Here is a 25785-nt window from a genome sequence, read left to right on the forward strand (position 1 = left end):
AGCGCTCAATCCTTCACACCAAGTATCACGCTCGATGCCTTGAACGCCGCGACCGCGCTCACGCCTTGCCGCAGGCCGAGCGTATCGACGCTCTCATTGGTGACGACCGCGGTGATCACCGCGCCGCCTTCGAGATCTAGCGCCACCTCCGCGTTCACCGCGCCGTGCTTCACGCTCTGCACGATGCCGCGCAACTGATTGCGCGCGGACAGCTTGAGCGGCACGCCGTCGTCGCGCTCGACCAGCAGCACGACCCACGACGCCTTGATCAGCGCAAACGCCGCGACGCCTTCGGCGAGCCCGAGCGCCTCGGTGCTCTCGTGCGTGACCACCGCGACGATGGTCTGGCCGCCGGGCAGCGCGAGCGACACTTCGTCGTTGACGGTGCCGCGCGTGAGCGCCGACACCTTGCCGTAGAACTGATTGCGCGCGCTCGTTTTCACACCGATCCGGCCGATCAGATCCCAGTCGTTCGCAAAGCCCTCGATCGCCGCGCCCGCGCGTTCGAGAAAGCGCCGATGCTCGCGCTCGACCGCGCGAAACGTGTCGATCAGCTTGAGCGCGCGCGGCGTCAACGTGGTGCCCCCGCCGCCCTTGCCGCCGGTCAGCCGCACCACGAGCGGCTCGCCGGCGAGGTTGTTCATCGTATCGATGGCATCCCACGCGCCCTTGTAGCTCATCCCGACCGCCTTCGCCGCGCTCGTGATCGAGCCTGTGTCGCCGATCGCCGCGAGCAGCGCGATGCGCGCCGCGCCGCCGAGCGTCTGCGTGCCGGCCTGGAACCAGACGGAGCCGCCGAGTTCGAGGGGGTCGTGGGGCTGGTCGGTGGGGTCGGTTGCTTCGGTGGTCATGATTGGAGCGCTCGGGGGCTTGGGGACTGTGGCTGGGCGAACAGGGGGCGGATCATTATAGCGACGCGATACCGGGCGGCTGCGGGCTCCGGCCGGCGATGAACGATCCGTCGTTGCCGCGCCGGCTACCTTCATGATCGTCCAAAGATCGCCGACAATCAGCAGGAATCCGAGTCGCTCAGGAGTACGGCCGACCCCCGGCAGTGCCCGAGTCTGGAGGTTGCGCAATGTCACCTAAGCATGACTACTGGTTTGCGGCCAAACGCTATGGCTGGGGTTGGGGCTTGCCTGTGCGTTGGCAGGGGTGGGCGACGCTGACTGCGTATTTGGTGCTGCTCGGCGTGGTCGTTTTTGGGTTTCGACCTGCTGGACATCCGTTCGCGTTCGCGGTGCTGGTTGGGGTGCTTACCGCCGCGTTCGTGGCGGTTTGCTGGATAAAGGGGGAGCCGGCTCGGTGGCGGTGGGGGAAGGATTAGAGATCAACGGCCAAAACTCAGTCCTCCGGAACAAACGCGGGATTGAACACAACCTCCCACAGATGCCCATCGGGATCCTGAAAATACCCGGCATAGCCGCCCCAAAAAGTCTTCCCCGCGGCCTTCACGAGCCGTGCTCCCGCAGCGACCGCTTGCTGCATCACCTGATCGACTTCCTCCGTACTGCCAACGTTATGACCGATGGTGAACTCGGTCGCGCTGCGTGCGGAGACCGGCAAGCCGGCATCGTGCGCAATGTCGGCGCGGGCGAAGAGCGCCAGCTTCAGTCCCGCCTGAAGATCGAAGAACGCAACCGCGCCGTGTTCGAATTCCGTTCCGATGATGCCCTCGGTCGCCAACCCCAAGTCGTCCCGGTAAAACTGCAGGGCCCGCTCCAGATCGTCTACACCGATGGTCAGCACACTGATTCTGGGTTTCATTCGGTCACCTTTCATGGAATCACGGAGATTGTCCAACCATAGCAGTGCGACGAGGGAATCGTCTTGCTGGTTACCAGATCGACCTACGCGCCGCAAACCCAGCGCTATCCTGGTGAGCGCGCACCAGGCTACTTGCGGCGATCCCGATCCTAGAACCGGTGCCGCAACCCGGCGACCACTCCCACCTGAACTGTACGGCCTTCGCCGCCGGGCCCAAGCACGTTGAGCGCCACGGTGTCGGCGTCCGCGGCCGCGCGCTGATAAAGCACGGAGACGTGCAAGTCGGTCCGCTTCGACAACAGATACATCGCGCCGAGATCCAGTTGATGCCATTGGGGATGATCGCCGCGCGCGAACGCTTTCGCGCCGGTGCCCACGAAGCCCGAGCCATCCGTGAAGATGTACCCCGCGCCGAGCATCAGCGCCGGCGTGACGTAATAACGCGTGTTGATTTCGTAGTTGCGCACGCCGAGGCTTCCAGCGCCGGCGTAATCGAGCAACGTGTCGGTGAACACGAAGTTGAACACGGCGTGCTGCGTTGCATAGCTGATCGCAGCACCATAGACGTTCTGACGGGTCACAAATCCGGTGTTGTAGAAGATGCTAGTAGCGTTCGTGTACTCGCCGCCGACGGCACCACCCGGGTTGCTGCCCGAAGTCGACGATGAAGGGTTATCCAGATGCAGCCACGTTAGCGCCGCCTGCCACCCGTTCGACTTCCACGAAAGGCCCAAGCTGTACGCGCGATTATTCGCGAAGCCCATGTCCGGTGCGCCGCCCGCCTGATTGCTGAACGCGTAGATCGCGCCCGCGCGCAGACCCTCGATCGGGGACACCTGGTACTTCACCGTGTTGTCGAGCCGGAAGGTGTCGAAGGTGTTGTCGACGTCGCCGATATGGGCGCCATAGATGCTGCCGAAGGTCTGCCACGCGAGGAACGGCGACAGATAGTCATAGCTGATGTCGTATTGCCGACCGAGCGTAACGCGTCCGAAGCGCTCCGAGTCGAGTCCGACGAACGCCTGGCGACCGAACATCCGGCCGCCTTGCAGTGCCGCTCCCGTCAAGCCGCTGAAACCGTTTTCGAGCGTGAAGACAGCGCGCGTGCCGCCGCCGAGGTCTTCAATGCCCGTCAAGCCAAAACGGTCGCCGGCGCCGAAGCCGGTCACGGCCGACACACGGCTCGCGCCCGCCGCGCTGATGCTCGACGCCGCGGTGTTCGTGTAGGCGATGCCGGTGTCCACGATCCCATACAACGCGATCGAGCTTTGCGCATGAACGCATTGCGTTGCCGCGGCCCAAAGCAGGCCCGCGACGGCAAGAGTCTTCCACATGAATGTCTCCGGTTTGCTGTTGTTAGATGGCGCGCGGGCGCACGGAGCTTTCCGTACGGAAAGCTCCGGCGATGCAATTTCATGCGTGGTTTGGAAGGAAGTGAACGCGCGCCGTTTTCCACGTCGCGCTTCGCCGCGCTTCGTACGCTAGTCCGGACTCGGCCCGGCTGCGACGGATTCGAGCGGCGCGTGCTCGCGCGGCGTGTTCGGCAGAACGAAGCGCAGCGCGATCATCCCCGTGGCGAGCACGATGGCGGCCACGCCGAGCGCACTGTCGAGATTGCCGCTCTGTGTTTTGAGCCAGCCCGTGACGGTCGAGCTGAGAAACCCGCCGATCGACCCGAGGCTTGCCATGATCGCGAGCGCGTGACGTGCGGCGTGTTCGGCGAAGCAGATGGTCGGCGTGGTCCAGAAGAGGCTCAGCGCCGTGAAGATGCCAACCGAGCCGAGACACAGAACAGATGCGCTCGCGAACGGACTGTTCGGGAACATCGGCAGCAGGACGAAGGCCACGATGGTGAGTGCCGCACCGACCACGATGTGCCAGAAACGCTCGAGCCGGCGGTCCGAGTGTAGCGACATCAGGTAAGCACCCACCGCGCTCACCAACGAAATCACGCTGCTATAAATGCCGATTTCGAGTGGTGTCGTGAGGCCCGCGCTGCGCAGCAGCGTGGGCGTCCAGGTGCCGAACACGTTAAGGCACCAGAAGATCGCGAAGTACACGTACGCGAATCCATAGACGCGCGGGTCGCGTGCGACTTCCATGAAACTCGCGCTCTGACGTGCGATCGTGCCGAGGCTCGCCTGCACGTCCGCCGCGATAAAACGCGCTTCGTCCACGCTAAGCCAGCGCGCATTGGCGGGACGCTCGGCGAGCCACCACCACGCCATCACGCCAAGCGCTACCGACGGCACGCCTTCGAGCACGAACAGCCATTGCCAGCCTTCGAGCGACGTGCCGTGGCCGAAATTCTGCAGAATCCAGCCTGCCAGCGGGCCGCCGATAATCCCGGCGATGGTAGGGCTGATTTCGAAGAGGCTCATCATCTGTCCGCGCAGACGATGCGGGAACCAGTACGTGAGATACAGAATCACGCATGGCGCAAAGGCCGCTTCGCTCGCGCCGATAAAAAAACGCATCAAATAGAATTCGTGTTTCGTCGTGGCAAATGCGAGCAACACGGTGCAGATGCCCCACGCGCACATGAGCAACGACATCGTGCGTCGCGCGCCGATCACGCCGACGAGCTTCATGCCCGGAATCACGAAGGCGGTATAGCCGAGAAACAGCATTCCCGCGGCGAGGCCATACGCGGCTTCGCTCAGTTGCAGGCTCTGCAGGAATTGCAGCTTCGCGAAGCTGATGTTCACGCGGTCGATAAAGTTCACCACATAACAGACGAACAGGAAGGTCACGAGCCGCCACGCGACCCTTCTATAGAGCAGCGCGGCGCGCCTGGGGTCATTGGGTTCTACTCTCGGGATCATGTCGTCTCCAGGTTTTTAGCTAATTGTGCGCAGCACGAACTCGATGCAATGTGGAGGGCAGGATACGATGCGTGTTTTTCCTTAACCAAGTTAAAGGTCGTATCGAATACCCTGGGGTGTGTCTTCCCCGGCGTCATTACAAAGGCCTTCTTCGCCATGACCGATTCCGATTCGCCCGCAGCCCCGTCGCGCCTCCTCGAGCCGCAGACGATCGACGACTTTCTCGTGCTGCGCCTGCGCCGCGTCGCCGTGGCGGCGGCCGACGGACCCGGCTGGCTCTACGAGCGCGAACTCGACATCAGCCGGCGCGACCTGCGTGTGCTCGGCATCATTCACGACCAGCCGGGGATGACCTCGGGCGCACTCGCCGCGCGGCTGAACGTAAGCGCGGTTCTCGCGAGCCGCACTGTTTCCGCGCTGGCGGACGAAGGACTCGTGCGCAAGGTGCGCAATCGCGACGACACACGCTCGATCGAACTCGTACTGAGCGAGAAAGGCCAGGCCGTCTACGCACGCGGCCTGCAACTGGGCGTGCAGTTCAATCGCGAGCTGGCGTCCTGTCTGTCCGACGCCGAAGCGCATGCGCTCGATGCACTGCTGCAAAAACTCGAGGAACGCGCACTCAAACTGTCGGAGCGCGAAAAAGCGCAGTTCATGGCGCAGCGCAAACGCTGAACTTGGTTAACGGTCTCGTCCTCTCCTACGATCTGCGCCACGCATCGCATCGATGCAACGCGCAGATTCGAGGAGACTTATTTCATGACCGCCCGCAACGTGCTGTTCATCATGTGCGACCAACTACGCGCCGATCACCTCGGCTGCTACGGTCATCCGTGGCTGCGCACGCGCAACATCGATGCGCTGGCCGCTCGCTCGGTCTGCTTCGAAAACGCATTCGTTTCGTCGGGCGTCTGCGGCCCGTCGCGCATGTCGTACTACACGGGCCGTACGGCGACGAGCCACGGGGCGACGTGGAACCGCGTGCCGATGAACATCGGCGAGATCACCCTCGGCGAGTATCTGGCTCGACATCGGCGCAGCCTCGCGCTGGCAGGCAAGACGCACGTCGTCGCCGATGAGGACGGCATCGCGCGCATGACGCTCGCCGGAAACAACGAGGCGCTCGCGGCGCGGCTGCGCGTCGGGCACTTTCACGAGCTCGACCGTTACGATGGTCATCACGAGCCGGGTAGCGAATCCGGCTATCCCGCATGGCTGCGCGCGCACGGTTACGACAGCGCGCGACCGTGGAGCGACTATGTGATCAGCGTGCAGGACGACGCGGGCGGCGTGCACTCGGGATGGAAGATGCGTAACGTGCACTGGCCGTCGCGCGTGCTCGAAGCGCACTCCGAAACGGCCTACATGACCGATCAGGCGATCCGCTACATCGAACAGGAAGGCGATACGCCGTGGGCGCTCCATCTGTCGTATGTCAAACCACATTGGCCTTATGTCGCGCCGGCGCCTTATCACAACCTCTATTCGCGCGATCAATGTCTGCCGCTCAAACGCAGCGAAGCGGAACTTGTCGATCAGCATCCGGTGCTCGCTGCCTATCGCGAGCAGGAGGAGTGCCGCAACTTCGCGCGCGCCGAAGTCTCGGACAAGGTGCGGCCTGTTTATCAAGGCCTGATCCAGCAGCTCGACGATCACCTCGGGCGCCTGTTCGACACGCTGGAGCGCCTGGGCCGTTTCAAGGACACGCTCATCGTGTTCTGCGCCGATCACGGCGATTTTCTCGGCGATCACTGGCTTGGCGAGAAGGAGATTTTCTACGACACCGTGCAACGCGTGCCGATGATCGTCTACGATCCGTCGCCGCTTGCCGACGCCACGCGCGGCACTCGTGAGCGCCGCTTCATGTCGAACATCGACGTGGTACCCACCGTGCTCGACAGCCTGAGCCTGCCGATCGACGACGCGCGTATCGAAGGCCGGTCGGTGCTGCCGCTGCTGCGCGGCGAGCCGTGCGGCGACTGGCGCGAATTCGTGGTCTCCGAACTCGACTACAGCTTCCGGCGCGCGCGTCTGATTCTCGATCGCCAGCCCGATGAATGCCGCGGGTGGATGGTCCGCGATGCGCGCTGGAAGTACGTGCACTGGCAGGGCTTCCGTGCGCAGCTTTTCGACCTCGAAAACGATCCCGACGAGTTCGTCGATCTCGGGTCCGCGGCCGACCTCGAACCTGTGCGCGAGGCGATGCATCGCAAACTCGGCGAATGGCAGCGAGCGGCCAGGACGCGCGTGACCGTCAACGACGCGCTCGTCCTGCGCACGACCGACGTGCATAAATCGAAGGGGGTTTTTTATGGAGAGTGGTGAGGGGGTGTCGGGAGAGCACCACTGCGCAATTCGCTTAAGCGCAACCATCCCCCCCAACCAACTCTGCCCCCTCAAACCGCATACTGTGCCACCCCATTCCCAAACGACCAATTCTCCGTCTTCACCTCGACGAGATTAATAAACACATCCTCCGGCCTAACTCCCGGCGACTTCCCAAGCTCATCGACAATCTGGCGATACAGCGCCTTCTTCTGCTCGATCGTCCGCGTATCGCTGACGGTCAGTTGAATGACGACGAAGTCATCGCCGCGCTGAATGTTCTGATACTGCCGGTCGTAAATCATGTTGTCGGCCGTGTGCTCGGTGATCAGCACGAACAGGTCGTCGGGCGGCACGTTGAACGTATTCACCAGCGACCGCTGGATCCCGGCGGTCAACGCCTGACGATACTCAGCCGGCTTGCCGGAGCGCAGAGAAATACGAGTAAGCGGCATGATCGACTCCTTGTTGCGGTGTTGAATTAAACACAGCTTAGGGACGTCGAGTCATAATAAACAGATATCCGTGCCTATTTCATTCATTTACATTTGAAATGAAAGTCCTCGATCTCGATGCGGTACGCGCGTTCGTGCTGGTCGCCGATCTGCGCAGCTTCACCCGCGCCGCCGACGCGCTCGACACCACCCAATCGGCCGTCAGCCTCAAGCTGAAGCGGCTCGAAGCCCACTTGGGCAAGCAGTTGCTGGAACGTACGCCGCGCGTCGTGCGTCTGTCCGCCGACGGCAATGCGTTCCTCGGCGCCGCCCGCGACCTGCTGAACGCGCACGAGCGCGCGCTGGGCGCGCTGTCGGTGGAGCGGCGGCGGCTCGTGCTCGGGCTCAGCGAGCACGTCGCCGGACCGGATCTGTCGCATCTGCTGTCCCGCCTCAATGCGCACGACCCGGCTCTGGTGGTCGAACTCCACATGGGCGCGTCGGCGACGCTGCTCGCACAGTTCGACGAACGCCGGCTCGATGCGGCGATCGTCCGTTATGGCGTCGACGAGCCGCCGCGCGACGACGCGCAGCCGCTGTTCAGCGAACCGCTCGGCTGGCTCGCGACACCCGCGTGGCTGCCCCGGCTCGGCGAGCCGCTGGCGCTCGCGCTGCTGAGCCCGCCGTGCAACGTGCGCGACGTCGCGTTGCGCTCGCTCGAAGAAGCGGGGATTGCGTGGCAGGAAGTGTTCGTTGGCGGCGGTGTGGCCGCGGTCGGCGCGGCGGTGGCGGCGGGACTCGCCGTATCGCCGCTCGCGCGGCGGGTCGCGCCGCGCGGTCTGATCGACGTGGGCAGCCGGCTCGGCTTGCCGGCGTTGCCGGAGTCGCGCGTGACGCTGCATTCGCGGGTGCGCGAGCCGCGTTCGGCGGAAACGCTGCGGCTGCTCGCGAATGGGCTCGCCGCGGCCTAAGCCGTCCACGTAACCCGTCCACGTAGTTCGCCCACGCCATCCGCCGGCGTGAGCCGGCTGCGTGACGCGGCGGCTATCGCACGCGGCGTCAAGCGAACCGGCAGAAAGAAAAACTCAGTGAATGATCGGCGGCAGCGAACCGCTGCTGGCGGTCGCCGGATTGGGCACGGAACCCATCGGCGCGATGTCGCCAACGTTTGCGGAAGCGGCCGGCGCGCTTTGCACGGCCGGCCGGATCGGATTGGCATGGACCACCGCCGGCTTCGCCGCGACCTTGATCGCGTGCGGATGCGCATTTCGACCCGTCGTCGCGAAGTTCGCGCGCACCACCTTGCCCTGAGCGGGCTTCGCGCGGACCAGTTGTGCGTGCGCTTGCGGATGGGAATGCGCGGGAGAATGCGCCGGAGAATGCGCCGGCAAATGCGCGGCCTGCGCGGTCACAGTCGCATGCGCACGCCCGTTGCCCGCGGCTGCGACGCGAGCGGGAGCCTTAACGCCGCCGTGCGCGCCCTTCACACCACCCTTGTTAGTCTCGACCGCCGCGACCTTCTTCACGCCACCGCGATGCGCGGCGAGCTTGTCGCCATGGCGCGCGCCGCCAGGCGCCGTCACAGCATGCGCGGCGGACCGCTGCCGGGTCCCCGCCGTTCGCACAGGATGCGCGCCCGCGCCAACCTTGCCGCCGGCATGACCGCCCACCGGCGCCTGCGCCGGCACGGTCCGCGCGTCACCGCCCGCCGCCTTCGCGATCCGCCCGCTCACCACATGCCCGCTAGCCTCGGGCGGATTCCACGTTTCCGTATAACCGGCCGCGACGGCCGCTTCCGACATGCACCACACGGCCAACGCCGCTGCCACTGCCACTGCTCGAACCCGCATCTCCTGCTTCTCCTGATCGACGACTGCCCAAACGAGCCGGGATTATATTCTCTTGCAATTATCCATATATGGACTAATATCGGTCTAAAGTACATATAGGGACTTACCCGCTCATGGCTCACGCTGCCCGACTGACCACACCCGAGGCGCCGCGACGCGCGCCGTCGGAACCCACTCTCACGGACATGTCCGCGGCGGGTCTGCGCGCGTTCTTCAACATCGCGCGCGACTGGGACCTGAACGCGGACGAACAGATCAAGCTACTCGGCTCGCCCGGCCGCTCGACGTTCTTCAACTGGAAAAAGGAGCCGCAGGCCGCGCGCCTGAGCCGCGACACGCTGGAGCGGCTGTCGCTGCTGCTGGGCATCTACAAGGCGCTGCAGATTCTGCTGCCGCAGCCGAGCGCGGCGGATAACTGGATCAAGCGCCCCAACAGTGCACCGCCGTTCGGCGGGCGCCGCGCGCTGGACCGTATGCTGGCCGGCAACATCAGCGATCTGGTGGCCGTGCGCCAGTATCTCGACGCAATGCGAGGCGGCTGGGCGTGACACAACCGCAATGGCAGGACCGCTGGACCAGCGCCGCGCTCGACTGGTCGCCCGCGTATCGCGTGATTCCGACGCGCTTTCCGGCAATCAATCTGTTCGACCGGGTCGCATCGCCGGAAGATTTCGACGCGCTCTACGCGCTCGAAGCGATGACCAACGACCGGCTGCGCACCGAGATCGGCGAACTCGATCTGGTGCCGCGCGAAGAACGCCGTTTCGGGCCCGGCTTCGGGCCGATCATGGCCGCGCTCACCCATCTGAATCCGCTCGGCAGCCGCTTCTCCGACGGCACCTACGGCGTGTTCTATTGCGCGCGCTCGCGGGCCACCGCGATTGCCGAAACGCGCTTTCACACCGGCCAGTTTCTCGCCGCGACCGCGGAGCCGCCGATGCGTCAGCAGATGCGGCTGTACACGGTGATCGCCCAGGGCGGCGTCGTCGATCTGCGCGGCGACGCGGCGTTCGATCCGGCGGTGCTGTCGCCGGACGACTATCTCGCCGGCCAGACGCTCGGGCGCGCGGTGCGGGCGGCGGGGGCGCCGGGCATCGTCTATCCGTCGGTGCGCGACGCGGCCGGCGAATGCCTCGCCGCGTTTCGCACCACGCTGCTGCGCGAGTGCCATCACGCGGCGTATCTGGAGTACAACTGGAACGGTTCGAGCGTCGATATGGTGTTCGAGCTCAATCAGGTGGGCTAACGGTTCGGCCAGGGGTTCGGCGCATCAAGGCAGCGCCAGCGCGCCCGCCCCTTCCGCGCGCGCCGCTTCCACCGAAATCGACCAGCGCCGCAGCGCCTGCGGCTGCACGATCGTCAGCGTGCCGCCGGGCCCGAACGCGCCGGTATCGATAAACACCTGCGAGCCGATCTGCGTGATGTCGCGCACCGGTGTATGGCCGCAATAAGTCAACGAGAGCCCGCGCTGGCCCGCCGGATCGCCGTTGCCCAGCGCCAGTTCGCGGCCCCACAGCAGTTGCTGGCGGGTTTCCGCCGAATAGTTGCCGGCGTCCAGCTCGGCGTCGGAACCGAAAAATTCGGCATGCAGAATATTGAAGCGCTCCTTGCCTTCGCCGACCACGCGCACCAGCGGCAGCGTGCGCAGATGCTCGGCGTAGTGGCGCAGACGCTCGTCGGGCACGTCGATCGCCCACGCGCCGCCGATGCCGTACCACCACTGGCGCCGCAAACGGCCCTCGGCGACCGCGCACAGCGTGTCCTCGTGATTGCCGAGCACCGCGTAAAACCACGGCTTCGCGAGCAGCGCGAGCGCCTGCTCCGAATGCTCGCCGCGATCGACGAGGTCGCCGACCGAAAACAGCCGGTCGCGCGCCGGATCGAACGCGATCTGGCACAGCAGGTAACGCAGCGCATCGACGCAGCCATGCAGGTCGCCGACCACGAAATCGCGGCCGAGCCGATTGGCGGCGTGATGCTGAATGAAGTTAGCGGGTGTCGAACTCATCTTTGAATAATAATGCGCGCCGCGCCGGTATGTATGCGCGGTGCCTCTCTTAGCCGCGCGCCATTACGCAATTCGCGTGCCCGCGCGCCGGAGCGCCGTCCCGTGGTCCTGTGCCCCTATTGCAGCGTGCGCAGCTTCGCCACCCGGCTCGCGCCGATCGTCGCTTGCGGGTTGCCGAATTGCCTCGTCACGTAGTTCGTGAGCGCCGCGATCTGCTCGTCGTCGAGGTGGCCGCCGAACGCGGGCATCATCACGTCCGCATGCGCGGTCGTGCGGTTCACGCCGTGCAGGATCACGAGTGCGAGATTGTTCGGGTCGCTCGCGCCGACCGTCGAGTTATGGATCAGCGACGGATACGCGCCCGGCGCGCTCGCGCCGACGCCCTGCCCGCTCCAGTTGTGGCAGCTCGCGCAATTGGCGACGAACAGCTGCGCGCCGTTCACGCCTTTGACCGCGGTGCCGCGCAAGCCGGTGACGTCGTCGGCCGGCGCGCCCCAGTCGTGGCGGCTGCGCGTATCGCCGCCGCTGACGGGCGGCACCGAGCGCAGATAGACGACGATCGAGCGCAAATCCACCGGCGTCAGATACTGCGTACTGTTCGCGACCACCTCGCCCATCGGGCCGGCCGCGTTCGCGCGGCCCGGCGCCGCGCCGGTCGCCAGATACGCGCGCAGCTCCGCGTCGCTCCACGCGCCGACGCCGCTCAGCTTGTCCGGCGTGATGTTGAACGCGTGCCAGCCGGCCAGCACCGCGCCGGACAGACGCGCGTCCGACTTCAGCCCCTGCATGAAATTGCGCGGCGTATGGCACTCCCCGCAATGCGCGAGCCCCTCGACCAGATACGCGCCGCGATTCCATTCGGCGCTCTTCTGCGGGTCCGGCACGAACCGGCCCTCGGTGAAGTTGAACATGTTCCAGAACACCATCAGCCAGCGCTGATTGAACGGAAACTTCAGGCTGTTCGCGGGCGGCGTGAAGTGGATCGGCTGCAGCGTGTTCAGATACGCGCGGATCGCCAGCACATCCTGCTCGGTCACGCGCGTGTACGCGGTGTACGGAAACGCCGGGTACAGCCGCTCGCCGCTCTTGCCGATGCCCTCGTGCATCGCGCGTATGAAGTCGGCATCGGTCCAGCGGCCGATGCCGGTGTCCGGGTCCGGCGTGATGTTCGGCGTCACGATCGTGCCGAACGGCGTACTGATCGGCAGACCGCCGGCGAACGGGCGCGACTTGTCGGCGGTATGGCACGCGGCGCAATCGGCGGCGCGGGCCAGGTACTGGCCGCGTTTGATCAGATCGCCGTTGGCGAGCGGGCCGGCGGGCGCGGCCGTGTCGTCCGGCGTCCGCGCGGCGTCGTCGGCATACGCCTGGGTGATCGGCAACTCGTCGCTCTGTTGCGCGCGCGGGCCGCGCGCCTCGTGCCACGCGATCGACAGCGAGAACACCGAAAACGCCGCCGCCAGCGCCGCGCCGCCGAAACGCCGGCGGGGCGCTGGCCGCAGCGGACGATCCGGTTGCGCGCGAGAGGAATGGTTCAACATGATGGCTCTCCGCTCGGGCTCAGATTTCGCGCTTCAGCTTGTCGGCCAGCTTCAGCGACAACGCCGCGATCGTCAGCGTGCAGTTCACCGACGCCGCGCTCGGCATCACGCTGCTGCTCGCGACGAACAGGTTCGAATGATCGTGCGTGCGGCAGTCCTCGTCGACGACCGAATTCGCCGCGTCGCTGCCCATGATCGTCGTGCCCATGATGTGATTGTTCGGCGCGAAGCTGTCGTCGAACGACACCTCGGCGCCACCGAACAGCTGCGCGATCCGCGCGTACTGTTCGCGCGTGTCGGCGGCGCTTTTCTTCACGTAATCGTTGATCGAGTAGTAGATCTCGGGCTGCGCAATGCCGAGCGCGTCCTTGTGATCGGCCGACGGCACGACCCGGTTGCGCGGTTCCGGCAAATGCTCGTGAAAGCTGTTGATGGTCAGCGTGCGCGCCGCGCGGTCGCGAATCTGCCGGTCGAGTTCGGCGCCGGTCAGCCCTCGTTTCAGCAGCTCGGCGGTCACGCCCAGCGTCGGCACGCCGTTCGACAGATGGAGCTTTTTCGCCGCGTAGTCGGAGCGAAACGCGCCGTCGCGGAAATTGACGATCGAGGTCATCTCCATCGGGCCGCGCCCGGGCCACAGCGGCTCGTTCGCGAGAAAGGTCACGCCGGTGCCGGGATGGTCCATCAGGTTGCGGCCCACCTGATCGGAACTGTTGCCGATGCCGTGCGGGAATTTATCGGAAGTCGACATCAGCATCAGCTTCGGCGTTTCGATGCCGTTCGCCGCGAGCACGAACAGCTTGCCGGTCACGCGCGTGCTGTTGCCGTTCGGGTCCTTGTAGTGGACCGCGGTGATCAATCCTTTGTTGTCCGCTTCGACGCGATACACGACCGCTTCGGGAATCAGTCGCGCGCCGGCCTGTTCGGCCTTCTCCGCGTGGATCACGCCGTTGTACATCGCGGCGATCGGACAGATCGGCATGCAGTTGTTGTTGCCGCAGCAGGTGGGCCGCGCATCGTATGGCCGGCTGTTGCGCGCGACCGGCTCGGGCACGACCTTGAAGCCCTGCGCATTGAGCACGTCGCTAAAGCGCTGGTCCATGTACGACAGCGGCAACTGCTGCATCGGATACGGCTTCGAGCGCGGCGAGCCGAGATCGATCGACGTATCGGGACCGGACACGCCCAGTTGCACTTCGGCGGCGACATACCAGGGCTCGAGTGTCTCGTATGGATACGGCCAGTCGCGTCCGACGCCATACAGTTTGTGCAATTGAAAGTCCGCAGGCAGCAGCCGCCACGCGGCGGCCGCCCAGTGCCACGTGGTACCGCCGACCAGCCGCACATATTGTGAGTTGTACGGATAATGGCCCTTCTGGATCAGGTAGTTGTTCGGCGGCGAATACTCTGGATGCGGCGCATAGGCGGTGGACGGATACGGCGTCGCGAAGTCGGTCTTGGCCGGCGAGTTGCGAAAGTTCTCGACGATGTGCCAGCGCGCGATCCGCGGCCCCGCTTCGAGCACGATCACCGACGCGCCCGCCTGCGCCAGCTGATGCGCGACCAGACTGCCGGCGACGCCCGAGCCGACCACGACGATATCGGCGAAATTCGTGTTTGCCATTGTTGTCCTCTTCTATGCGCTTGCCGCTGCGTGTGGCGCGTCGTGACGACGCCCCCCCACACGCAGCGACCCGCGCGGCAGCCGCGCCGCTCACGCGGACGCGGGATTGCGCGTCCAGTAGAACGGCACGTCGCGGCAATAGGATGGAATCGTGAGCACGTCGCTCACCGGCGTGAACATCAGCGCCTTCTCATATGCGACCACCTCGACGTGCGGCATGTCGCCGACGAGGCCGAGATACCACGCGCGCATGATCGCGCCGACCGTCTTCGCGAGCGCGGGCTGCTCGCTTTGCAACGCCTGCGTGACGGTGTCGGACGGCACCCCGCCGTGCGATTGCAGCCACGTATTGAGCGCGCCGACGTTCTGCGCGAACTGGCTGTCGGCGCGCGACAGCGCCGCATAGACGCGCTGGCCGAGCAACGGATCGAACTCGCTACGGCCGGTGAGATGTTGCGATAGCGCGAGGAACGCATCGAGTCCAGCGGCGGCCGGAGCCGCATCGGCGGCGAAAGCGGAGGTCAGCAAAGGCGCGCGGCTCACGCCGGCAAACGCGAGTGCGGCGGCCGCCGCGCACGAGCCGAGCAGCCACGTTCTGCGCGCGGCCGAAAACGAAGCCGGCGAGCCGGCGGGGGAGATCATGCTGCGGTAGGACTTCGATCCCTGGAGATGCGGCACCTTGCGATGCGCATCGTTATTCTCAGGAACATCTGTCATGGGGGCTCCAGACGGTGAATCGTTCTGAACGAGCGGCACGGCGACGGCACGATGCCGTTGGCGAGCCGCTGCGTTTGCTCTTCCCCAAACCCTGGTCTTGCGCCGCTTGCGCGGTCTCATATGCGAGCGCGAAACTCGCGCGTGTGGCAGGCCCGCTTGCAACCTTGGACGCTGTGCGTCGCTGCACACGACGCCGCGAACATGGCAGAGAACGGCCTCGGTGCCGCTTGCTGCCAATCGCCTTTCAACCGAAAGCGGCGTGCAAGGCCGCTGCGGGAGACTATAGCTTGCGAGCCGCCGATTCGACAAATGCTCCGCAAATAGTCCGCGTGCCGCGCAGTAGAATCCGCGACACGCACCACTCGACCCGACCACGCCCGCTTCATGTCCATCAAATACTATCCGCAAGTTCTTCGCAATCGGCCCCGCACGATGATCGGGCTCGCGATCGGTATCGTCGTCGCGTGTCTGGTGCCGGCCCACACGAGCCCGATGGCGCGCGCGCTGATCGGCTGGGACGCGGCGATCTGGAGCTACCTGCTGATGATCTGGCTGCACATGGCGCTCGCCAACGAGCACGAGGTGCGCCAATATGCGATCCGCGACGACGAAAACGCCGGCGTCGTGCTGGTCGTGATCTGCGTCGCGACCGTCGCGAGCATCGCCGCGATCGTGCTCGAACTCGCGTCCGCGAAGGGCGCGGGCGGCGCGTCGGGGGCCTGGCACTATCTGCTGACCGGACTCACGCTGATCGGCGCGTGGTTTCTGATCCCGACGATTTTCACGCTGCATTACGCGCGGCTTTACTACGACACCGATGCGCAGGAAACCGCGCTGAAATTTCCCGATCATCGTTTGCTGCCGAATTACTGGGACTTCCTGTACTACTCGTTCACGATCGCGGTCGCTTCGCAGACGTCGGACATCGTGCTGCGCTCGCGCGAAATTCGTCGCGCGACGCTCGCGCAATCGATCCTGTCGTTCTACTTCAACGTCGCGGTGCTCGGGCTGTGCGTGAATATAGCAGCCGGGCTGCTAGGTTCGTGACCGCCAAAAGACCTGCCGATGAACGCGCGATGAAATTTGTGTCATCCGTCGCGGCCACGTTCGCCCGACGAACCGCTTCACCTGAACGCGCCGTGTAAAAGCCGGCCCCTCGCCGCCGGTTTTACATACCCGGCCACCTGTCACCCGCCGCGCGCGCGCAGTGCGCGCCGGTTCTATCGCGCAGCGTGCGCTGCCGCGCCTTGCGCGGGAGCGCGGCTCGCACCGTGCGGGCGCCGCCGCGCCGCCCCGCCGCCCGCCCCTTTGGCACAACGTTTGCTCCCTTCCGCCACGAGTGTCGCCCAGCCGCGCGCGGCGGGCGTCTGGCGTCAAAGCACCCGCGACTTGGCCAGCGGCGTGCCGATCTATGCACTACTCTGACCAGTACGCGCGCGCGCTAACGCAGCGCGCGGTATCCGGCTCGGCAAGCCCAATGAGCGCTGTGATCGCATGCCCAACTGCATCCACACCGCAGCAGGACAACTCTGGAAACGACCGATGGAACCTCCAAACGGGTACGCGCCACGGATTTACTTTTTCCATTCTCTTCTGGTAGGGCCGCTCGATGCATGGCCCGCGCAGTTCGCTCATGCGGCCGGGCTCGGCTTCGATCACGCGCTGATCGGCGGCCTGTTCGAGCCGGGTGAGGCCAATCACGGCCAGCTGGTCGGCAATCACGCACAACTGCATCCGGTGTTCGAGGCGCAACAGTCCGCGTCCGAGTCGCTGCGCAAGCTCGCCGAAGCCGCGCGCCGCAACGGTCTGACGCTGCTGGTCGATCTGGTGGTCGACCGGATGGCCGCCGACGGCGTGCTGTACGCCGAGCACGCCGACTGGTTCCATCCGCGCGAATCGGAACTCGCGCGGCTCGATCCGCGCCACGTGCATCGCGAAGACAACGTGGTCTATGCGAATTTCGACGACCCGGCGACCAGCGCGTCGCTGACCGTATGGTGGACCCAGCAGTTGCTCGCGCTCGCCGAAGCGGGCGTTGGCGGCTTCCGTTTCGATTCACCGCATCGGGTACCGGCCGCCGTGTGGCGCCATCTGCGCGACGAGGTGCGCGCGAAGCATCCCGACGTGCGCTTTCTCGCGGCGACCCCGGGCCTCGCGCGCGGCGATCTGCCCGGACTCGAGGGGGCCGGTTTCGATAGCGTGTTTTCGTCGGTGCGCTGGTGGGATTTCCGTTCGAGCTGGATGGCCGAAGAACACGCGGCGCTCGCGCGCGTCGGCGCGCCGATCGCGTTTCCCGAAGCGCCGTACGGCACGCGCCTTTGCGCCGAGCTGACCGACACGCACGATGCGGCGATCGTCGAGCGCGCGTACCGGCGCGCGCTGTTCACGTCGGTCGCGCTCGGCAGCGGCTGGATGATGCCGATGGGGTTCGAATACGGTCTTGCCGAGCCGCTGTCGCAAACCCGCGGCGACCCCGCGCAGTTCGCGCGCGCCGCGCAGTCGCGGCGCTTCGATCTGACGGCCGCGGTCACCCAGGCGAACGACTTCGCGCGCAATACGGCGACGCTGCACGCCAATGGTGAATTGCGCCCGCTGTCCGGGCCGGGCGCACCGGCGGCGGTCCTGCTGCGCGCCGACCACGCCGACCTGCGCGACGCAACCGAAGCAGTCCTGATCGCGATCAATCCCGATCTCGGCGCGCCGGTGCGGGTCGATCCCGCGCGTTTCCTGAACGGCGTGCCGGGCAGCTTCACGCGCTTCGTGCCGCTCGATGCGGCCGGCCGCGCGGAGCCCGCCGCGCTCACGCCGTTCGCACTGGCGCCCGGCGCGGTGCGGCTGTTGCGCGCCGCGCCCGAAGCGCCGATCCGCCTTGCGCCGCCGATCGACAAAGCGAACAGCAAACGCAGCGGCCGCAAGACCGTGCTCGAAGCGCTCGAAGCGCCGCGCGTCGCCATCGAAAGCGTGACACCGTCGGTCGACCATGGCCGCTTCGCGGCGAAGCGCAGCGTCGGCGAACGCGCCGAAATCAGCGCCGCGATCTTCGCCGAAGGTCACGACAAGATCGCCGCCGCGGTGCTGTGGCGCGCCGCCGACGAAACCGCGTGGCACGAACAGCTGATGTCTCCGGCGCCGCCCGCCGGCCTCGATCTATGGAGCGCGCGGATTCCGCTCGAACGGGTCGGGCGCTACGAATTCACCGTGATCGCATGGCGCGACGATTTCGCGTCGCTGGTCGAGCACATCGAGAAGAAGCTGAAGGCCGGGCAAACGGTGGAAATCGAAATCGACGAAGCCGCGCATCTGTTCGCGCTGGTGCTCGCCGAGGTCGAAACCACCGAAGGCGCGCAGAAGGCGCCGCTCGAACAGATCGTGCGCGAGTTCACGAAGGCCGATGCGCAGCGCAAGCTGGAGCTGATCCTCGCGCCGGCCACGAAGCAGGCGATGACCGCCGCGCGTCATCGCCCGTTCCTGAGCCGCGACCCCGTGATCTACAAGATCGACGCGGACCGCACGGCTGCGTCGTTCGCGAGCTGGTACGAGATCTTCCCGCGTTCGATGAGCGATGACGAGTCGCGCCACGGCACCTTCGCGGACGTCACGGCGAAGCTGCCGCGGATTCGCGCGATGGGCTTCGACGTGCTGTACTTCCCGCCGATCCACCCGATCGGCGTCGCCAACCGCAAAGGCCGCAACAACACGCTGACCGCGCAGCCCGGCGACGTCGGCAGCCCGTACGCGATCGGCGGGGCCGAGGGCGGCCACACCGCGGTGCATCCGCAGCTCGGCACGCTCGACGACTTCAAGGCGATGCTGGCCGCCGCGCACGAGCACGGCCTCGAAATCGCGCTCGACTTTGCGATCCAGTGCTCGCCCGATCACCCGTGGCTGAAAGAGAATCCGACGTGGTTCGCGTGGCGCCCCGACGGCACGCTGCGCTACGCGGAAAATCCGCCGAAGAAGTACCAGGACATCGTCAACCCGGACTTCTATGCACGCGACGCCAAGCCCGGCCTGTGGCTTGCATTGCGCGACGTGATCCTGTTCTGGATCGACGCGGGCGTGCGGATTTTCCGCGTCGATAATCCGCACACCAAGCCGTTGCCGTTCTGGGAATGGATGATCGGCGACGTGCGCGCGCGTCACCCGGACGTGATCTTCCTCGCCGAAGCGTTCACGCGGCCGCGCATGATGAACCGTCTGGGCAAGATCGGCTTCTCGCAGTCGTACACATATTTCACGTGGCGCGAATCGAAGCGCGACTTCATCGAGTACATGACCGAGCTGACGCAGACCGGCGCGCGCGATTTTTATCGGCCGAACTTCTTCGTCAACACGCCGGACATCAACCCGCGCCATCTGCAGGGGCAGGGCCGCACCGGCTTTCTGATTCGCGCGGCGCTGGCGTCGACGCTCGCCGGTTTGTGGGGCGTGTATAGCGGCTTTGAGTTGTGCGAGGCGACTGCGTTGCCGAACAGCGAGGAATATCTGGATTCCGAAAAGTATCAGCTGCGCGCGTGGGACTGGAACCGGCCCGGCAATATCGTCGGCGAGATCACCGCGCTGAACCGGATCCGCCGCGCGAATCCGGCGCTGCACACGCATCTCGGCCTCACGTTCCTGACCGCGCACAACGACCACATCCTGCTGTTCGAAAAAGCCACCGAGGCGCGCGACAACGTGATCGTCGTCGCGATCAATCTCGATCCATACAACGAACAGGGCGCGGACATCGAGTTGTCGTGGGACACGTTCCAGCGCTGGCATCTGCACGACCACGCGACGCTCGAAGTGACCGACCAGATGACCGGCGCGCGCTTCGAGTGGCAGGGCCGCCGCCAGCACGTACGGCTCGGCTCGGGGCAGCCGTTCTCGATCTGGTGCATCGCGCCGCAAGGCGGCTTGCCCGCCGAACGCCCGCAGGAGACCGATCACGATCCGGACAGCGCTCATCACGCAGCCGCTGGCAACCCAACCTATATGGAAGGTGGAACATGAAGCGTGACGAACCGGCCCAAACCGCCCGCGAAGCGCAAACGGTCGCCGCCACCGCCAGCGCCGGCGCGGCCAAAGCGCCGCGTGCGCGCCGCCGCGGCAAGCCCGCGATGCTGAGCGACGACCCGCTCTGGTACAAGGACGCGATCATCTACCAGGTGCACATCAAGTCGTTCTTCGACGCGAACAACGACGGTGTCGGCGACTTCCCCGGCCTGATCGCGAAGCTCGACTACATCGCCGAACTCGGCGTCAACGCGATCTGGCTGCTGCCGTTCTATCCGTCGCCGCGCCGCGACGACGGCTACGACATCGCCGATTACCGCGCCGTGCATCCGGACTATGGCCAGCTCGCGGACGTGCGGCGCTTCATCCAGGAAGCGCATTCGCGCGGCATCCGCGTGATCACCGAGCTGGTGATCAACCACACGTCGGATCAGCATCCTTGGTTCCAGCGCGCGCGCCGCGCGAAGCCCGGCTCCAGCTATCGCAACTTCTATGTGTGGTCGGACACCGACCAGAAGTACGCGGAAACACGCATCATCTTCATCGATTCGGAACCGTCGAACTGGACTCACGATCCGGTCGCGGGCGCCTATTACTGGCATCGCTTCTACTCGCACCAGCCCGATCTGAACTTCGACAATCCGGCGGTGCTGAAGGAAGTGCTGCAGGTGATGCGCTTCTGGCTCGATATGGGGATCGACGGGTTGCGGCTCGATGCGGTGCCGTATCTGGTCGAGCGCGAAGGCACCAACAACGAGAACCTGCCGGAAACGCACGCGATCCTGAAGAAGATTCGCGCGACCATCGACGCCGAATATCCGAACCGTATGCTGCTCGCCGAAGCGAACCAGTGGCCGGAAGACGTGAAGGAGTACTTCGGCGCCGAAGACGAATGCCATATGGCGTTCCACTTCCCGCTGATGCCGCGCATCTATATGTCGATCGCGAGCGAGGACCGCTTCCCGATCACCGACATCATGAAGCAGACGCCGGACCTCGCCGAGTCGAACCAGTGGGCGATCTTTCTGCGCAATCACGACGAGCTGACGCTCGAGATGGTCACCGACTCCGAGCGCGACTATCTGTGGAACACCTACGCGAGCGACCGGCGCGCGCGCCTGAATCTCGGCATCCGGCGCCGCCTCGCGCCGTTGATGGAGCGCGACCGGCGCCGCATCGAGCTGATCAATTCGCTGCTGCTGTCGATGCCGGGCACGCCGGTGATCTACTACGGCGACGAACTCGGGATGGGCGACAACATTCACCTCGGCGACCGCGACGGCGTACGCACGCCGATGCAATGGTCGTCCGATCGCAACGGCGGCTTCTCGCGCGCCGACCCCGAGCAACTGGTGCTGCCGCCGGTGATGGGTTCGCTGTACGGCTTCGACGCGGTCAACGTCGAAGCGCAAAGCCGCGACCCGCATTCGCTGCTGAACTGGACGCGGCGGATGCTGGCGACGCGCCGCTCCAAGCAGAGCTTCGGACGCGGCACGATCCGCTTTCTGAAGCCGGAAAACCGCAAGATTCTCGCGTATCTGCGCGAGATGCCGGGTGAGGCGCCGATCCTGTGCGTCGCGAATCTGTCGCGCGCGCCGCAGGCAGTCGAACTCGATCTTTCCGAATTCAACGGCTTCGTGCCGATCGAGATGACCGCCGATTCGGTGTTCCCCGCGATCGGTCAGCTGACCTATCTATTGACGTTCCCGCCGTACGGCTTCCTGTGGTTCATGCTGTGCGAAAGCGGTCAGCGGCCGAGCTGGGCGCAGGCGCATTCGGAGCCGCTGCCCGAGTTCGTGACGATCGTGATCCGCGAAGGCCAGGCCGGCCCGACGCCGGAGAACGTGCGGCTGCTGGAATCCGAAGTGCTGCCTTCATGGCTGAGCCGGCGCCGCTGGTTCGCGTCGAAGGATCAGAAGATGCATGCGGTGCGGCTCGCCGCGCTGACCACGATTCCGAACGGCGGCTTCGCGTTCACCGAGATCGAAGCAGATGTAGGCGATCACACCGAGCGCTACGTGGTGCCGATCGCGATCACGTGGGGCGGCGAAACCACTACGCCGCTGTTCATGCAGCTCGCGCTCGCGCGCGTGCGGCGCGGCCGCAACGTTGGTCACCTGACCGACGCGTTCGCGCTGCCGATCTTCGCGCACAACGTGCTGCGCAAACTGCGCGAACGCGCGGTCGTGCCGACCGTGCAGAAGAGCGAGATCAGATTCATCCCGAGCGAGCGCTTCAGCGAACTCGACAGCCTTGGCGAGCGCCCGGAAATTCGCTGGCTCGCGGCCGAGCAGAGCAACAGCTCGTTGATCATCGCCGACGCCGCGGTGCTCAAGCTGGTGCGCCGGCTCGTCGCCGGTATTCATCCGGAGGCGGAGATCAGCCGCTATCTGACCCAGCTTGGCTATGCGAACACCGCGCCGTTGTACGGCGAAGTGGTGCGCGTCGATCCGCAAGGCGTGCCCCATACGCTCGCGATTCTGCAAGGCTTTATCGATAACCAGGGCGATGCGTGGAACTGGTCGCTCGACTACCTGCGCCGCTCGGTCGACGAACTCGCAATCGCGATCGACACCGAAACGCAGACCATCCCGGATCGCACCAACGAATCGATCCTGCTGGACGGTTACGGCGAACTGGCGGGCATCATCGGCCGCCGGCTCGGCGAACTGCACGTCGCGCTCGCGTCGCCGACCGACGACCCGGCGTTCGCGCCGGAGCCGGCCAACGCGCAGCAGGTGCGGGCGTGGGTCGACGGCACGCAGAAGATGCTCGCCGCCGCGCTCGATCTGCTGGCCCCACGCATCGACCAGATCAGCGACCCGGAAACCCAGGCGCTCGCGAAGAGCCTGCTCGACCGGCGTGACGCCCTCGTGGCCGCGGTCGATCAACTGGTGGCGGGCGAGCTCGACGCGCTGCGTATCCGCATCCACGGTGACTTCCATCTCGGCCAGGTGCTGGTCGCGCATGGCGACGCGTATCTGATCGACTTCGAGGGCGAGCCCGCGCGCTCGCTCGAAGAGCGGCGCCAGAAGTCGAGCCCGCTGCGCGACGTCGCCGGGCTGCTGCGCTCGCTGTCGTATGCGAGCGCAGCCGCGCAATCGACCACTGAAAGCGCGCCGCAACAGACCGCCGACCGCAAGCGCGTGCTGTTCGAGCGATTCCGAGCGCAGGCCACCAGCGCGTTCCTCGCCGAGTACCGCGCGGCGGTCGCCGACGCGCCGACGCCGCTGGTCGCGCCCGAAGCCGAGCAGGCGCTGCTCGATCTGTTCCTGATCGAGAAGGCCGCCTATGAAATCCGCTACGAAGCGGCCAACCGGCCGACGTGGCTCGGCTTGCCGGTGCGCGGCCTCGCCGCGCTCGCGAGCAGGCTGCTCGGCGACACCGGTACGCCGCCCGATACTTCATCAACCCAGGCGTCAGACGCCGCAACGCCGCCTAACCCGGCCGAGGGCGACTATGAGTGAGCATGATCCGGCCGCTGGCCTGCAACCCGTCGATATCGACGCCCTGGTCGAAGCGCGCCACCCCGATCCGTTCTCGCAGCTCGGCTTGCATCACACCGACGCGGGGCCGATCGTGCGCGCGCTGTTGCCCAATGCCGCGCACGTGACGGTGATTTCGCGCGCCGACGGCGCGACGCTCGGCGAACTCGAGCAGTTGCGCCCCGGTCTGTTCGCCGGGCGCATCACCGAGGCGATGCCGTACCGGTTGCGCATCGACTGGCATGGCGTCGTGCAGGAAGTGGAGGACACCTATTCGTTCGGTCCGGTGCTCGGCGACGAACCGTTGCAGCGGCTCGCACACGGCGATCCGTATGCGGTGCTCGAATGCCTCGGCGCGCGGCCGCTTGAAGTCGACGGCGTGCCCGGCGTGCGCTTCGCGGTGTGGGCGCCGAATGCGCGGCGCGTGTCGGTGGTCGGCGACTTCAACGCGTGGGACGGCCGCCGTCATCCGATGCGGCTGCGTCATCAGGCCGGCGTGTGGGAGCTGTTCGTGCCGCGCGTCGGCGCCGGCACCCGCTACAAATACGAGCTGCTGTCGCGCGACGGTCATCCGCTGCCGCTGAAGGCCGACCCCTGCGCGATGCAGACGGAGAAGCCCCCCGGCACCGCGTCGGTGGTCGCGCACGTGGACGAAATCGAGCAGTTTCCGTGGACCGATCACACGTGGATCGAAGCGCGCGCGGACAGGCAGACCGCCGGCGCGCCGATCTCGATCTACGAAGTGCACGCGGAATCGTGGCTGCGCATCGGCGAGGAAGGCAATCGCGGCCTCGACTGGGAAGAACTCGCCGAGCGGCTGATTCCGTACGCGAAGAGCATGGGTTTCTCGCACGTCGAATTTCTGCCGATTGCCGAGCATCCGTTCGGCGGCTCGTGGGGCTACCAGCCGCTCGGCCAGTTCGCGCCGTCCGCGCGCTTCGGCAAGCCCGAGCAGTTCGCGCGCTTCGTCGATCGCGCGCATGAAGCCGGGCTCGGCGTGATTCTCGACTGGGTGCCCGCGCACTTTCCGAACGACGCGCACGGGCTGATCGATTTCGACGGCACGCCGCTGTACGAGCACGCCGATCCGCGCGAGGGCTATCACCAGGACTGGAACACGATGATCTACAACCTCGGCCGCAACGAGGTCAGCGCGTTCCTGATCGCGTCGGGGCTCGCGTGGTTGAAGCGCTATCACGTCGACGGTTTGCGCGTCGACGCGGTTGCGTCGATGCTGTACCGCGATTATTCGCGCGCGGCCGGCGAATGGGTGCCGAACATCTATGGCGGGCGCGAGAACCTCGAATCGATCGCGTTCCTGAAGCGCCTGAATCACGAGGTTCGCTACGTGCCCGGCGCGCCCGGCGCGATCACGATCGCCGAGGAGTCGACCGCATGGCCGGGCGTGACTGCGCGCGTCGAAGACGGCGGGCTCGGTTTCGACTTCAAGTGGAACATGGGCTGGATGCACGACACGCTGCACTACATGCACGAAGACCCGGTGTACCGGCAGTACCATCACCACAACATGACGTTCGGGATGGTCTATGCGTACTCCGAACGTTTCGTGCTGCCGCTGTCGCACGACGAAGTGGTGCACGGCAAGGGCTCGCTGCTCGGCAAGATGCCGGGCGACCGCTGGCAGCGGTTTGCGAATCTGCGCGCGTACTTCGGTTTCATGTGGACGCATCCGGGCAAGAAGCTGCTGTTCATGGGCGGCGAATTCGGCCAGATGGCGGAGTTCGACCATGACGGCTCGCCGCACTGGCATCTGCTCGACGATCCGAATCATCACGGCGTGCAACTGCTGGTGCGCGATCTGAACCACCTGTACCGCAACGAGGCCGCGCTGCATCAGACCGACAGCGAGCCGGGCGGCTTCGAATGGCTGATCGGCGACGACAGCGGCAACAGCGTGTTCGCCTACCGGCGCACCGACGGCGCCGGCCAGGAGGTGGTGGTGGTCTGCAACATGACGCCGGTGCCGCGCGCCGACTACCGACTCGGCCTGCCGCGCGGCGGACGCTGGGTCGAAGTGCTCAATACCGACGCGGGCGTGTACGGCGGCTCGAACATCGGCAACGGTGGGCTGATTCACACCGACCACATCACGAGCCACGGCCGCCCGCATTCCGCCGCGCTGGTCCTGCCGCCGCTCGCGACGATCGTGTTGCGCGCGGATTGAAGGAGTTGCCGCGACACGCGGCGCGCGGC

At 65.9% G+C, this 25785-nt stretch carries 19 protein-coding genes; 9 read left to right on the top strand and 10 right to left on the bottom strand.

What is annotated here, in order from left to right:
- Positions 1 to 5: 5 nt before the first annotated feature.
- From LJ656_RS29565 to LJ656_RS29585, 4 genes are all read right to left on the bottom strand, one after another.
- Positions 6 to 851, bottom strand: coding sequence for a TOBE domain-containing protein (locus LJ656_RS29565; RefSeq protein WP_230513030.1), 846 nt, complete (start codon positions 849 to 851; stop codon positions 6 to 8).
- A gap of 493 nt (positions 852 to 1344) precedes the next feature.
- Complete coding sequence (locus tag LJ656_RS29575) at positions 1345 to 1767, bottom strand: VOC family protein (protein WP_230513032.1); 423 nt, start codon at positions 1765 to 1767, stop codon at positions 1345 to 1347.
- Between the two features lie 149 nt (positions 1768 to 1916).
- A complete protein-coding gene (locus tag LJ656_RS29580; protein WP_230513033.1) occupies positions 1917 to 3101 on the bottom strand; it encodes a porin in 1185 nt (394 codons plus the stop codon).
- 147 nt (positions 3102 to 3248) lie between these two features.
- Positions 3249 to 4592 carry an MFS transporter gene (locus tag LJ656_RS29585; protein ID WP_230513034.1) on the bottom strand — a complete coding sequence of 448 codons (1344 nt, stop codon included), beginning with the start codon at positions 4590 to 4592 and terminating at the stop codon, positions 3249 to 3251.
- 156 nt (positions 4593 to 4748) lie between these two features.
- On the opposite strand from LJ656_RS29585, the gene LJ656_RS29590 reads away from it, so the two are divergent.
- Positions 4749 to 5267: a MarR family winged helix-turn-helix transcriptional regulator gene (locus tag LJ656_RS29590; RefSeq protein ID WP_230513035.1), complete on the top strand. Its 519-nt coding sequence runs from the start codon at positions 4749 to 4751 to the stop codon at positions 5265 to 5267.
- Positions 5268 to 5351: 84 nt separating this feature from the next.
- A complete protein-coding gene (locus LJ656_RS29595; RefSeq protein ID WP_230513036.1) occupies positions 5352 to 6917 on the top strand; it encodes a sulfatase-like hydrolase/transferase in 1566 nt (521 codons plus the stop codon).
- Between the two features lie 71 nt (positions 6918 to 6988).
- On the opposite strand, the gene LJ656_RS29600 is transcribed toward LJ656_RS29595, so the two are convergent.
- Positions 6989 to 7372, bottom strand: coding sequence for a tautomerase family protein (locus tag LJ656_RS29600; protein WP_230513037.1), 384 nt, complete (start codon positions 7370 to 7372; stop codon positions 6989 to 6991).
- A gap of 98 nt (positions 7373 to 7470) precedes the next feature.
- Between LJ656_RS29600 and LJ656_RS29605 the strand changes: the two genes are divergently transcribed.
- Positions 7471 to 8322 (top strand): LysR family transcriptional regulator, encoded by an 852-nt coding sequence (locus tag LJ656_RS29605; RefSeq protein WP_230513038.1) that lies wholly within the window; start codon positions 7471 to 7473, stop codon positions 8320 to 8322.
- Positions 8323 to 8436: 114 nt separating this feature from the next.
- Here LJ656_RS29605 and LJ656_RS29610 read toward each other — a convergent pair whose 3' ends face one another.
- Entirely contained in the window at positions 8437 to 9201 is a 765-nt protein-coding gene (locus LJ656_RS29610; RefSeq protein WP_230513039.1) for a hypothetical protein, read from the bottom strand.
- 113 nt (positions 9202 to 9314) lie between these two features.
- Here LJ656_RS29610 and LJ656_RS29615 point away from each other — a divergent pair, with 113 nt between their 5' ends.
- Positions 9315 to 9749: an MbcA/ParS/Xre antitoxin family protein gene (locus LJ656_RS29615; protein ID WP_230513040.1), complete on the top strand. Its 435-nt coding sequence runs from the start codon at positions 9315 to 9317 to the stop codon at positions 9747 to 9749.
- On the top strand, positions 9746 to 10447 hold the full coding sequence (locus LJ656_RS29620; RefSeq protein WP_230513041.1) for an RES family NAD+ phosphorylase: 702 nt from the start codon (positions 9746 to 9748) through the stop codon (positions 10445 to 10447). The genes LJ656_RS29615 and LJ656_RS29620 overlap by 4 nt, the downstream gene beginning before the upstream one ends.
- 24 nt (positions 10448 to 10471) lie before the next feature.
- Here LJ656_RS29620 and LJ656_RS29625 read toward each other — a convergent pair whose 3' ends face one another.
- From LJ656_RS29625 to LJ656_RS29640, 4 genes are all read right to left on the bottom strand, one after another.
- Positions 10472 to 11209 carry a metallophosphoesterase gene (locus LJ656_RS29625; protein WP_230513042.1) on the bottom strand — a complete coding sequence of 246 codons (738 nt, stop codon included), beginning with the start codon at positions 11207 to 11209 and terminating at the stop codon, positions 10472 to 10474.
- Positions 11210 to 11325: 116 nt separating this feature from the next.
- Positions 11326 to 12750 carry a cytochrome c gene (locus LJ656_RS29630; RefSeq protein WP_230513043.1) on the bottom strand — a complete coding sequence of 475 codons (1425 nt, stop codon included), beginning with the start codon at positions 12748 to 12750 and terminating at the stop codon, positions 11326 to 11328.
- Positions 12751 to 12769: 19 nt separating this feature from the next.
- Positions 12770 to 14371: a GMC family oxidoreductase gene (locus LJ656_RS29635; RefSeq protein ID WP_230513044.1), complete on the bottom strand. Its 1602-nt coding sequence runs from the start codon at positions 14369 to 14371 to the stop codon at positions 12770 to 12772.
- Positions 14372 to 14461: 90 nt separating this feature from the next.
- Positions 14462 to 15088, bottom strand: a complete 627-nt coding sequence (locus LJ656_RS29640; RefSeq protein ID WP_230513045.1) for a sorbitol dehydrogenase family protein — start codon at positions 15086 to 15088, stop codon at positions 14462 to 14464.
- Positions 15089 to 15472: 384 nt separating this feature from the next.
- Between LJ656_RS29640 and LJ656_RS29645 the strand changes: the two genes are divergently transcribed.
- From LJ656_RS29645 to glgB, 4 genes are all read left to right on the top strand, one after another.
- Positions 15473 to 16135, top strand: coding sequence for a DUF1345 domain-containing protein (locus LJ656_RS29645; protein WP_230513046.1), 663 nt, complete (start codon positions 15473 to 15475; stop codon positions 16133 to 16135).
- Between the two features lie 495 nt (positions 16136 to 16630).
- Entirely contained in the window at positions 16631 to 20083 is a 3453-nt protein-coding gene (locus LJ656_RS29650) for a maltotransferase domain-containing protein (protein WP_230513047.1), read from the top strand.
- A complete protein-coding gene (gene treS, locus LJ656_RS29655) occupies positions 20080 to 23553 on the top strand; it encodes a maltose alpha-D-glucosyltransferase (protein ID WP_230513048.1) in 3474 nt (1157 codons plus the stop codon). Before LJ656_RS29650 ends, treS begins: the two co-directional genes overlap by 4 nt.
- Complete coding sequence (glgB, locus tag LJ656_RS29660) at positions 23546 to 25756, top strand: 1,4-alpha-glucan branching protein GlgB (RefSeq protein ID WP_230513049.1); 2211 nt, start codon at positions 23546 to 23548, stop codon at positions 25754 to 25756. Before treS ends, glgB begins: the two co-directional genes overlap by 8 nt.
- Positions 25757 to 25785 lie beyond the last annotated feature (29 nt).

The organism is Paraburkholderia sejongensis, from assembly GCF_020880815.1.
Lineage (GTDB): Bacteria > Pseudomonadota > Gammaproteobacteria > Burkholderiales > Burkholderiaceae > Paraburkholderia > Paraburkholderia sejongensis.